This window comes from Natronosalvus amylolyticus (assembly GCF_024298845.1).
GTDB classification, from domain to species: Archaea; Halobacteriota; Halobacteria; order Halobacteriales; family Natrialbaceae; genus Natronosalvus; species Natronosalvus amylolyticus.
Map to the genome: position 1 here is coordinate 369,258 of NZ_CP101160.1, position 12,199 is coordinate 381,456.

At 57.2% G+C, this 12,199-nt stretch carries 4 protein-coding genes and 2 pseudogenes; 3 read left to right on the forward strand and 3 right to left on the reverse strand.

The window, feature by feature from the left end:
• Positions 1-174: 174 nt before the first annotated feature.
• Positions 175-7,716, reverse strand: a complete 7,542-nt coding sequence (locus NLK60_RS19270; RefSeq protein ID WP_254810907.1) for a right-handed parallel beta-helix repeat-containing protein — start codon at positions 7,714-7,716, stop codon at positions 175-177.
• 198 nt (positions 7,717-7,914) lie between these two features.
• On the opposite strand from NLK60_RS19270, the gene NLK60_RS19275 reads away from it, so the two are divergent.
• Positions 7,915-8,721, forward strand: a complete 807-nt coding sequence (locus NLK60_RS19275) for a helix-turn-helix transcriptional regulator (protein ID WP_254810908.1) — start codon at positions 7,915-7,917, stop codon at positions 8,719-8,721.
• Positions 8,722-8,823: 102 nt separating this feature from the next.
• Here NLK60_RS19275 and NLK60_RS19830 read toward each other — a convergent pair.
• Both NLK60_RS19830 and NLK60_RS19280 read right to left on the reverse strand, forming a co-directional pair.
• Positions 8,824-8,968, reverse strand: a pseudogene (locus tag NLK60_RS19830) (HVO_A0114 family putative DNA-binding protein); the annotation flags it as partial.
• Positions 8,969-9,511: 543 nt separating this feature from the next.
• A complete protein-coding gene (locus NLK60_RS19280; RefSeq protein ID WP_254810909.1) occupies positions 9,512-10,981 on the reverse strand; it encodes an NAD(P)-binding protein in 1,470 nt (489 codons plus the stop codon).
• Between the two features lie 332 nt (positions 10,982-11,313).
• Between NLK60_RS19280 and NLK60_RS19285 the strand changes: the two are divergent.
• A pseudogene (locus tag NLK60_RS19285) lies at positions 11,314-11,822 on the forward strand (IS6 family transposase); the annotation flags it as partial.
• 50 nt (positions 11,823-11,872) lie between these two features.
• Positions 11,873-12,052, forward strand: coding sequence for a DUF7511 domain-containing protein (locus NLK60_RS19760; RefSeq protein WP_425499098.1), 180 nt, complete (start codon positions 11,873-11,875; stop codon positions 12,050-12,052).
• Positions 12,053-12,199 lie beyond the last annotated feature (147 nt).

Consider the following 12,199-nt stretch of genomic DNA (forward strand, 5'->3'; position numbering starts at 1 on the left):
CTTCATTCGATAATTACCGGCGGTCTTTTTATATTCATCGTACACGATAAATTGCGATCGAGACAACGTGCAGTCATCTACGATTGTAACGGTCATCGACCCACGACTGAAGTCATGGGCTTTCTCCTTGCATTTCTGTGAATACCCAGTGTCGTAAGTGGTTTCGGTACGAAGTCACCGTCGTCGATATCTGATTGTGAAAATTAAGAGCGCTAGCGAGAGGAGAGTCACGGCAATACCGAAGCCCGGTTGTCCATCGTCGTTTTCATCATCAGCATCATCATCCGACCTGTTGTCAGGATCATCGTCGTCGCCAGCGCCTTCGGAGACGGTTTTTGTTCCCTCTACTTCGTCTACGAAGCTCTCTCCTTCCGCGATTACGACCCCAAAGTCATACATACCTTCCGCTTCCGGAGCGGAGAGTGTGGTTTTGATGAGATCGCCATCACCGGCCTCGATGTCGAGCGTTTTTATCTCTGATGTCTCCTCGCCAAGATAGAACTCGACATCCAACGTCCCGTCTCTATCCCCGTCATTTTCGATTGTGAGCCAGATATCTACATCCTCTCCGGGTGCGGCAGTGTTCGGGTCGGAATAGATGTCGCTCACGCTCCAATCGGGCTTCGATGGTTCTGGCGCTTCGACGATCATCGTCTCGGTTGTCTCTGTTTCATCCACGCTGACGGTATACTCGTACTCACCCGCATCGTCGGGAGCACTCAGGAAGAACGCAGCGTCGCCAGCCCTTCCGGGGTCCAACTCGAGGGTTTCTGACTGCACTTCACCCTCGAGGTCGATCGTGACGTCTGCGTCGCCTGCTTCGTCGCCCTCGTTGGCGACGGTGACAAGGACGCGCTCTTCTTCGCCGGGCTCGAGAATTCCATAGTCTGCGTCCACGTAGATGATCGTGAACTCGGGTTGTTCGTCTTCGACAACGGAGAGGTTTACCATCGCCTCGTCATCGCCCGTCTGGATGAGATAGTTCGCCTTCCCCTCTGTCGTGGGTGTCTCGAAACCGAATTCCAGGGTGTCGTTTTCACCACCATCGAGGGTGAGCGATTCAGTATCTACGTCCTTACCCGTCTCGTTTGCATCGTGGTCTTCGAGAGAGGCGACGGTGACGGTTCGCTCAGCCGATAGCGTTCCCGAGTTCGTAATCGTCGTTGTGAGTGTCACAGCTGCACCGGGTTCGGCCTCGTCTGCAGCGAATGAAACTGCCCCGAGGTCGAACGAGGCGGGGCGATCAACGGTTACGTTTCCTGCCTCGACGTCGTCGGCGGTGATGGTGTACGTACCAACATTCCCGATGCTTTCGTTCGTCTTGACCGTCGTGCTCGAGCCGCCTTCGACCGTTGTGGATTCGTTCGCGAACGCAACCCCATCAACGTAGAAAACCACCGTGTATTCGCCATCTTCGTCACCGTTGTTCTCGAGGGTTGCGCTCACCGGAACTGAGTCGTTCACGAGGACAGTCGTGTTCTCGAGAGTTGCCTCTGTCACGGAGATATCCGCAGGCTCAGAGGAAGGAGATGATGGTGAGGGTGATGGCGCAGCTTCGATGGTCACCGATTCGGTCTCACTATGGTTCTCACTCGAGACGGTGATCGTATACTCTCCAGCGTCACCAGTGTCAGTGTCCCAGGTGAGTGAAACTGTGCCGGGACGCTCACCACTGGCGAGTTCGACATCGGCCTCATCCAGTTCGGCCGATGTCGCGTCACTCGTGAGGGTGAGGCGCTGGTCACCATCGCCAGCCCAGTTAGTCACGTTAGCTGTCACTTCGAGTGAGTCTCCCTCCTCGACTGGTGTGTTCGACTCAGTGACGTTTACCTCAAAGAAGGTATCAGTTCCCTGCCACTCGAGGACGGGGTAGTCGTCGGTGGCGTGCCAGGTAGCAGCACCTTCGCCGTCAGGGAAGGCGAAGCTGTTCATCGTGTCGGTTGCGTTCAGGCCAGTCATTTCGACGGTCCGCAACCCATATTCGTCGGTATCGGAGCCTGCGGAAGCGAACTGGGTGGTTGCATCGATGTCCCAGTAGGAGGCAGAGACGTCGCCCTCATCGTATCCAACCAGTCCCCCGATGGTGCTTCCTGTGTCGTCGACTACTCCGGTGGCATACGACTGAGAGACGTTGCCAGCGTTCTCTCCGACGAGCCCGCCCACGTTCTCATCACCAGTGACGGGGCTGTTTGCAGTCGTCTCCTCTACGATACCGTTGTTGTTCCATCCAACGAGTCCACCGACGCTCTCGGTCCCGCTAACTGCCCCTGTGGCGAACGAACTGTCAATTTCGCTCTGGGTCACCCCGACGAGGCCACCAACGTCCGCTTCGCCCTCGACGGTGCCTGTCGCAGACGAGGCACTCACTGTACCCCCTGGACCTGCGTTCCCGAGCAAGCCACCGACGTTCGTGCTGTTTTCGGCGTCGACGGAGACGGTCGCGTGGGAATCCGCGATGTAGCCTATTCCGCCGCCAAGGCCCCCACTGTATCCGACGAGCCCACCAATCTCGGTTCCGTCTTCGACCGTAACCGAACCCTCAGCCGTGGCGTTGTCGATCTGGCCACTGTTGGACCCGAGAAGGCCGCCGATTTCGGACGGACCGCCAGCGCCAGGTTCGGCGCCGGGGGCTCCCTCGACGTCCACCGCCGCACTGACGTTCGCTATCGTGCCGTCTGCAGCACCGACGAGCCCGCCGACGTTAGACGTGCCTCGAACAGTCGCGTTCTCGAGGTGGACGTCCTCGATGGTGGCCGTCCCGTCCGTCCGGCCGAAGAGGCCCACGAGGTCGTCCTCTTCAGTGCGATCGATGTACAGACCCGAAATCGTCGATCCGTCCCCGTCGAACGACCCTTCGAAGGCGTCAAAGTTGTCTCCAATCGGCTCGAACCCGTCGCCATCGTTGGCACTTTCACTGGCAACGTCGCTGTAGCCGGGCGTGTCGGCATCGAGGTCGTTCGCCAGGGTGACGTTCGCATCCAGGGCGAATCGAACGTTGTCGAGGTGCCCCCAGTCCTCGATAAGGTATGGGTCGTCCGCGCTCCCGTCGCCATCGGCAAAGAGGTTTGCGACGGTTAGTTCGAACTCTTCGTCGGCCGACTCCGCATATACCTCGAGTGTGTACGTGTCAGCATCGATGTTGAGCGTCGTCTCGCCGTCGAGAATCTCCGTGAGTTCGACGGTGTCCTCACCTTCGAATGAAACGGTGACGGTTCGGTCTTCGACACCCTCGAGGTCCTCCATCCCGATGGTGGTCTCACGTTCTTCCTCGAACGGATCACCGGCCAGGTCGAACGCCCCCGTTATTCTCACACTCAATGGGTCACCTCGAGTGATCGTTGCGTCCTCGACGTCGAGCGTTGTAAGAACGGGCTCGATAGTTACGTCGAAGTCGTCGTCTGCTTCCTGAGCCGTGACCGCGAGGTCGTCGTACGATCCAGCGGCGAGCGTTGGCGTTTCGCCGTCGAACAGTTCGACGTTGGTTGCCACCCCCTCACTGATTTCAACCGCTGTCGTGCTGGCGTCTTTCCCATCAATATCGTCGACTGTCAGGTCGACCGTGCCAGTGTAGGAGTCACCAGCCACGTCTTCTGCGTCGGTAACCTCGAGTGTCAACGCATCGCCCTGGTCGATACGCTCGTTCGTGGATTCGACGGCGAATTCGTTCAGTACCGCCGTGACGACAACTTCGGACGTCGCCCCCACGTCCGTATCGTCGGCCCACACGAGGGTGATGCTCGCTTTCTGTGCGGTGAGACCAGCCGTCTCGTCTGCTGGCAGAAGTTCAAACTCCACGTCGTCGGTGCCCGCGAAGTCGACTGTCTTCTCGACATCGGTGTCAGTACCCTCGAGGTCGCCCCCCGAGACCAAGACGGTCTCCTCGCCATGGAAGTCATCTCCGGCCAGGTCGACTGCATCCGAGACCGTCATCGTGAGTAACTCACCTTGCTCGATGCCCTCGTCTTCGACGGCGAAATCCGCGAGCACTGCCTCGAGTGTGACGTCGACCTGGGTCGTCACGTCGGTCTCGGCGGCTTCGATGGTGACATCATCGTACGCTCCCGCCGAAATCTCTTCTGTGGTCTCTCCCTCGAGTAGCTCAATCCCGCTCACCGAACCGTCGGTGTCGAACTCGACGGCGTCAGCCGACAGCTCCTGTCCGTCGATATCGTCACCCGTCAGGTCAACCGTGTTCGTGTAGGGGTCACCAGCCTTGTCTTCGGCGTTCTCGAGGTCGACCTCGAGTGGCTCGCCTTGGTCGATTGCTACGTCGTCGGCGACATCGAAGTCAGCGAGGACGGCTTCGACGGTGAGGTCAAACGTCTCTACCAGGCCGTGGCCCTCGATGTAGACTTCGACCATCGGGCTCGCTTCGGAGAGGGCCGCCGTCTGATCTGCATCGAGGAGTTTCACGTCGCTTGCGTCCCCATCCTCGAACGTGACGTTCTTCGTGAGTGGCTCGTCCAAGAGATCAGCGTCAAAGACGTCTGACTCGAACATAACTTCGCTCTCGTCGTCGAACGAGTCCCCAATCGAGTCTTTGGCGTCCTCGAGGTCGACCTCGAGTGGCTCGCCCTGCTCGACGGTCACGTCGTCGACGGTGATATCGACGAGCGGTGGTTCCTCACCGAAGACACCGATGATGCCGTCTTCGGTGACGTTGCCGGTGACGACCTGTTCGTCGGTATCGACACCGGAGTCATCGATCTCTTCCCACTCGCCGCTGTCGAGTCGCCAGAGCGAGAGCGTCTCGGGGTCGATCGTCTCTCCTGTCGTGAGCCGCGTTTCGTTGTAGTCGAGCTCGAGGTTCTCGAAAGTAAACTCATCTGAGATCTTCTCGACCTCGAAGTAGTAGCCGGTTGATTCGACGGTGTCATGGTCTGCAGGCGATTCATCGACGCCATCGAGACGCAGTTCGGCTCCAGTGAATGTCACCGTTGTCTCGCCTGCCGGTGTCGTAAGCTGCTGGTTCTCCACGGACTGCTCAACGTTGGTGAGTTTCAGGTCAGTACCCAGGTTACGACCTACTGGTGTCCCGGTGTTGTTTTGAATCTCGACAGTTTGATCACCGGTGATGGCGATTCCTGCTCTGTCGTCCCATACTTCCGCGCCGTTGAGTGAGTTGTTCGTCACCGACCAGTCCTCACCAGTAGCGTCAACTCGTATTGCGTGGCCATTTTGAGCATCGCTGCGATGAAACGAACCAGCGATGGAATTATTGTCGACAGTATTCGACTCACCACGAATATCGATGCCAGCGCGTGCGTGTCCGTCGATTTCGTTATCCTTGGCGACTGTTTCTGCGCTGTCAACGTAGATGAAATACTCAGGACGGTCAGAGTGGCTGTCCACCTCACCCGTGCTTATGATCGAATCGGAAATTGTGTTCCCCGAAGAATCGTCAATTCGGACCGCATTCCAATTTTTACCATCACCAATTGCTGAGACGTTAATACTGTTCTTCACAATGTCATTATCCGTACTTGATTCTTCGAGGAACAGTGCGGCTTGGGCGTTGGCTGTGAGGTTGTTTGCCTCGAGAGTACTGTCTACGGTTCCCGAGAGGTAGATACCCGCATCTTCGACATGATGCGACAGTTCTTCCTCGTCATCTTCACCGTTGTCGACGACTTCGTTCCCCGAAATCACCAGTTCCTCGGAGTCCACGACGTACACCCCGTTTTCGTCGTTTTCTCTGAGCGTGTTGTTCTCGACGGCCGTGTCTGTGGTGTCAGCGAGGTGAATGCCGCTGGTGGCACCTTCTTTTACCGTATTATTAGCAATGGCGGTGCCCTGCACGTCCTCGAGTACGAGTCCGTCCTCGGCGCTCCCCTCGACGGTGTTATGTTCAACGGTCGCGTCCTCGAGATCAGTCATCTCGATGCCGACATCTAATCCACTGAGCGTGACGTTCGTGATGGTGACGTTGGAGTGGTCATTCACGACGATTCCCGTACCGCTGCCGGAAATCGTGTAATCGTTCCCATCGAGGGAGACGCCATCAGCCTCGATTTCGATGCACTCCCCGCTCGCTTCGACGTCGTCGCTCAGTTCGTATGCCCCCTCAGTATCGATGGTCTGACACTGTGCGATCACCTCACCAGCGCCGACGGACACTATCCGAGTATCTGTATGATTCTCACTCGCAACCGTCACGTCGTCGAGATTGCCTTCGCCTTCTTCGGTGTCCCACTCGAGGGTGAGCTCGATGGACTCACCACTCTCGAGAGTCACATGCTCGGTATCTACCTCGTCGCCAGCGAAGTCCAGTAGTTCGATGGATTGTTCGTCGCCGTCTGGGCCGAAGTTGGTGACGGTGGCGTCCACCTCGAGTGTCTCACCCACGTCGATAGCAGAGTTCGTGCCGGTAATCTCCACGCCGTAGACGGGGTCGGTGTCCTCATACGAGAGGACAGGGTAGTCGTCTTCGACGGCGTGCCAGCGATCACCACCGTCTGGGAATCCGAAGCCAACCATGTTCTCGGCGGCGTTCGCACCGGTCATCTCGTCGGTGGTGAGTCCGCCCTCGTCGGTGACAAGTCCGTCCCCTTCGCTGTCAAAGGATTTACTCACCCCGGTCGTTTCGGTGTCCCAGTACGAGTCCTCGATGCTGAAACCGGAATCGAAACTGTTTGCAACCCCGACGAGACCGCCGACATCGTCTCCATCCCCGTCGACTTCTCCGACTGCGTACGTTCGCTCGATGTCACTATTTTCGGCGTCACCGACGATACCACCAACACTGTCGTTCCCGCGAACGGTCGCCGTGGAGTACGAATCAGAGAGGTCGGCGGAATTGGTCCCGACGAGCCCACCGACCGAGTCTGCATCCTCGTTTCCAATCGTGCCGTTCGCACTCGAGTTCGTAATCGGACTACCGTCGCCATCGCCATCGATACTCGGACTACCGTCGGCATCGCCAGCGATACCGCCGATATTCTCGTCTTCCCCATCAACCGTTCCGTTCGTAAACGAACTCGAATCGATGCTGGAGCCACTATGGTGATGGCCAACGATCCCGCCAACACGAGGGGGCCCCACATCTTGCTTAGAAAAGACTGCTCCCTCGACGGTTGCCCCAGTGATAATTCCCCCGAAGTTCGATCCGATAGCACCACCGGTATCCCCTGAACCCGCTACATCGGTGCTCACGGAAACGTCCGAAACAGTTCCTCGATTCTCACCGATGAGACCGCCTACATCGTCGTTCCCCGTAACCGTCGCAGACACGAGTGTGAGATTCGAAACCGTTCCATAATTCTGTCCGCTGAAACCGCCGACATAATCGGTCCCTGCAACCGTTGCAGACTCGAGTGTCAGGTTCGAAACCGTTCCCTGAGAGCCAATGACTTCGAACAGCCCAACCAAGTCATCTCCACCGCGGTTGATGGTTAGATTGGCAATCGTCCGGTCGTTGCCGTCGAACGTGCCGTTGAATGTCTCGTTACCTTCTACCCACGATCTATCGTCACCGTCTCCAATCGGCTCGAAGCCGTCGCCGTCGTTCCAGTCTTCGGTTTCGTTCGCCTCGATATCCTCGACGAGTACGTAGTCCTCCTCGAGTCCGTGTTCTTCGAGACACTGTAACTGGCTCAGATTCTCGACCTCGTAATACCCGTCGCTGTTCTCATCGAAGTCGACGTCATTGCATTCAGGTGCGCCCGTCTCCGCAGCGACACCCCCCATTGCCACCAGCACCACACACCCCAGACTCATCACGCAGATGAGTACCCACCGAGCCACCTGGCTCGATGAAAAATGATCTGGCCGATTCATATAACGGTAATCGAGTGTGATCTCTTCAATCTTCCCATATGAATATCCACGGAATAAAGTACACTCACTGATTGCGTGAAACTCAAATTATGAAATCGTGTCAAAAGGTATATAATGGTGACCAGTGAGAGTCCTATAATGGAGGAGACGGGGTTTTCACTCACTGAAACGGCGGTTGAACACCGCGATATCCTCTCGCTTCTCGAGTCCGCTGGCCCACTGACCAGTCGCACACTTGAGGACGAACTCGGCTATTCACTGGCGACGGTAAACCGTCATCTCCTAACCCTTCGTGAGGGCGGACTCGCCGAGAAAACGGAGTCTGCCTACACCCTCACGGCATTAGGAAAAGCCGTAGTAGAAACTATCGAGACGACCGCTGGACAGATTTCCGTCCTCGAGGCAATCGCCGGCTCCAAGTTTCTCTCGAACGTAGCAGACGCACCACAACCGTTTGAATTCTCCTGGCTCGCCGACTCGCTCGTGATTCAAACGACAGCAGAGGACCCATACGGGCTCTACGACCGATACATCGACGTCTTCGAAAACGCAACACGCCTTCGTGTGCTCCGAAACGAAGGTGTCACCCCACCTGGTGTTGTCGATGCGATGACGCCTAAGCTGCTCGATCCAACGTTCGATGCGGAAGGAATCTGGTCTCGAGCGACAGCAGAGCGGTTCATGCAGGTGCATCCAAAAGTCAACGAGATTAGACGAAAAAATCCTGCTCTCGGGGTATACATTTCTGACGAATCGATTCCCATCGACTTCAGCCTGTTCGACACCTGCCTTGTAATTCTTTCCTACGACCAGCAGACCGGTCACCCCATCGCCTACATCGAAACCGAAAACGAAAACGCGATGGGGTGGGCGGCCGACGTGTTCGCACACTACCGCAAACGCTCGGAGACGATTCCCGAGGTGTTCGAGGACCTCGAGTACTGACAGTGGGTCGTGGCTACGCATTGGTATTTCGCAGACAGGTCTTCACAGAGCACGGACGTATGTCACAGAGCAACGGGAGGTATGTAGTCTGCGACGTCGCCTTTACCGTGCGGCGGCTACCGTGTCGCTAGTCTCTGGATCGAACTGGACGTAAATGACAAGTTCGTCGAACCAGACGACCGGGCGCTTCGTTCTGGCCGTCATCCTCTAAGAAAGTGATGCCCAACTGGCCCAGCCGGCTGAATCCATAGTGGGCCATCTTCATCAGCGGTCGAGGCAAGAGTGTCAGCATTAGCACCTCGCATTGTGAATAAACGAGAACGCTTTCGCCCAGCGATCAACTGACTGCCACGAACTCAGATACGGAAAGCGGTCGAAAAACCGCCTGGTCCGGAATTTGAACGGGCTGAACCACGACTCGACGATCGAGCGATCACCCCAGGTTTCTCGGCGCGACTCACACGGTAGCTCGAGCTCGTCGAGGCTCCAGTTGTACCAGGGGCCACTATCGACGACGATGACGGAGTACTAAGCCAATGCTCTGGATGTTCCACACTTCTTCTGCCAACTGCTGAATAGGTCGAGCGAAGCATGGTGAACTCAGTGGTTCGTCAAGCCTAAACGTGTGGGCCGAACCGATAGCGTTTGTCAGGTTCGGCCCACACGTCGACGCTTGACGGAGTACTTAGGGCCCAAATTGGTCACGGCACGCCGCTCAGGGTACCGGTGTGTACAAAAGGTGGCCCAACCTTCCACGCAAGTCGGGATAGGGGGACTCTGAAAAAACCGTTCAGGAGGTCGAGGACGCGGCGAGTTCCCATAACCGATCAAGGTTTGTAATCGCCGGCTCTTGGTACTCAGCGATCCGCTCGAGTGCGTCCTGCATGCGTGGGTCGTCGAGGTGTTCGTTCATCCCTCGTGTATAACTGAGTCGACACCTTTGTCGCCAGTCTTCGATGTCGGGTTCCCCTTGCCACGCGACGAGGGCCCGATGCATGACGAGAGTTTGACCGACGAACTTCTCCGCGTCGCCGAGCCCGGGGTTAGGCGGACACAACCGGTTTTTCTCCGCTTCGTCGGTGCGGTTCGCCTCGACGTACGCAGTGATAGCAGGGCTGAAAGGAATGGTCCCGGGAGCGATTATATACTGAATGGTGATCCGGTAGGGCGTGAAGATCGGCCGCGTCGGGGGAGTGTCGACACCAGGGGCGGTGCAGTCGACGTGCACATGCTTTGGGTCGGTGGGCACGGTCCCCTCGTCGAGCACGATGCGGTCGGCCTCGAGACGCTGGACGTATCCTTTACGGATAACAGTGCGAATCTGGCGTAGATCGTCGCGTTCATCCTGACTGAGGGTCGCCCCGCGTAAGGTTTCGGGTTCGACCTCGGGGTCAAGCGGGATCAGCACCTCGTTGGCCTCTAGTCGCCGGAAAAAGTCGGGGACGTCTTCGGCCTCCGCGGCAGCTTCCGTCCACCGCGAAAACGACTCCATGACTAACGGCACATGCTCCAGGGGTTCAAAATTGCGCCGGGGAAAGGTCCAGGGATCGCGGGGTCGAATCCACCTGATCTCTCCCGGTGGAACGCCCTTTTTGAGCAGCCAGCCACAGGTGTCCATGGACGTTTTCCCCGCCCCGATGACAGTGAACCCGTCGGCTGGATCGGTGAGGTCGACGAGTTCGTTGGGGGTGACCAGCCGCACGTCCGTCTCAACGTCGAAGGGCGGTGTGTGGGTCGCGGGGATGGACGATTCCACGTAGGTGGCGTCCACGACCCGGCGCCGGACCTTGACCTCGGTCGTCTCTCCGGTCAGCCGCGACTCGAACCGATGGCGGCCCGCATCGGGACCGATGTAGTTGGACATGCCGAAAAAGCGAACCTGCCCCGAGCCGATCAGGTCCTTCTCGAGTACGCGGCGATAATAGTCACAGATCTCCGCGCCGGTAGCACGCTCGTAGAAGCCGGCATTGGGTCCGACCTCGTCGATCTCGTCTGTACCGAGCCGCCGTGAGTTGACTCCGTAGACCGCAGACGGATTGTGCAGCCGTACGAACGGGTAGGCGTCGTTCCAGTGGCCACCTGGATTCGTCCGCCGGTCTACCATCACGACATTGGCATCGGACTCGTCGATCAACGTGTCCGTAAACGCCATCCCCGACGCCCCGGCACCCACCACCAGGTAATCCGTCTCAAGCGCCTCCACGTCGAACCACCCCTGTCGGCAGACGCTCAGCGCGATTGCTCCCGGAAGAACCCCCACTGATCTGTTTCGCGTCGGATTCGAACTGATCGATATCGTCTGTCATTTCATGGCTGCTCTATGCGAGAAAGTCAAAAAAAGCCATTCTGTGACGGATTTGCAGGGGTTGAGCAGGAACTACCACGTGCAAGTCCATCGGACAGTGTGGGACATGTGTCCTGTCTCACATGCGACAAAGTGGTTCGCCAAGCCTGAACATGTGAGCCGAACCGAGAGCGATTGTCAGGTTCGGCTCACACTTCGACGCTTGACGGAGTACTAAGAATCGGCCTAGCCAGTTGAAATGCCTCTTTCCATGACGGTGTTTAGCTTGAGTATGAAGTGGTGAGGCGGTGGCAGTCTTTGGTGCCTATGCCGAAAACTGCCAGCCTCAGGGATCTAGTGGATGGATCGACTTGGAATTTGTGCAACGCGAGCGGACACCACGCGAGCTGATGGCGCTCGGTATTCGACTCCATCTGGGCGGTCTGTCGCTTTCGAATACCGTTCGAGAACTCGAGAAGTATGGTGTCGAACGGAGTCGGAAGGCGGTTCATGACTGGGTTCACAAAGCCGATTTGCGCCGAAAGACGGTGCCAGTCCAACCCAGGTCGCACTCGACGAGACTGTGATCTGGATCGATGGACACCAATACTGGCTGTATGCAGCGGTCGATCCAGCGACCAACCGGTTCTTGCACGTTCAACTGTATTACGCACTTACAACCGCTCTCACAGAGATGTTTCTCGCGGAGCTTATGGAGAAACACGACGTCGAAGTCGCTGTCTTCCTGATTGATTCGGCTGCCTGGTTGAAAGCTGCACACTACCGGCGTGGCCTCGAACAGGCCGTTCAAACGCACCCTCCGCCAGACCACGCTCTGCCTTCCTAACTATGACACACTCCAACGATATGACACCGACTGTTGAAGGGGCATCTGGCCGTTGTGAATTGAGTATCGTTGTCATAGACAATCCAAACTCGGCCAACGAGTGCGTTCTTTATCCATCGAACGCGACCGACAAAGAACTCGAAAAGATGTGGATTCTCGCCGAAGAGGGTGATTATACCCATCTGGAGGATAGCCAGTGAGGAATCAGCACAGAAGGGCGGAGGAGTCAGTGAGGCGGAAATTGGTAAGGTGATAGTTGGTATTCCGCATGTCTCGCAGGTGTGTTATTTACAACCTGTCCTGACTGATCACTACCCACGCAGATCGGCTCTCAGTCTGTGCCACAT

Coding starts and splice junctions, on each gene's coding strand:
- NLK60_RS19270 (WP_254810907.1), bottom strand. CDS start 7,716: ATGAGTCTGGGGTGTGTGGTGCTGGTGGCAATGGGGGGTGTCGCTGCG.
- NLK60_RS19275 (WP_254810908.1), top strand. CDS start 7,915: ATGGAGGAGACGGGGTTTTCACTCACTGAAACGGCGGTTGAACACCGC.
- NLK60_RS19760 (WP_425499098.1), top strand. CDS start 11,873: ATGACACCGACTGTTGAAGGGGCATCTGGCCGTTGTGAATTGAGTATC.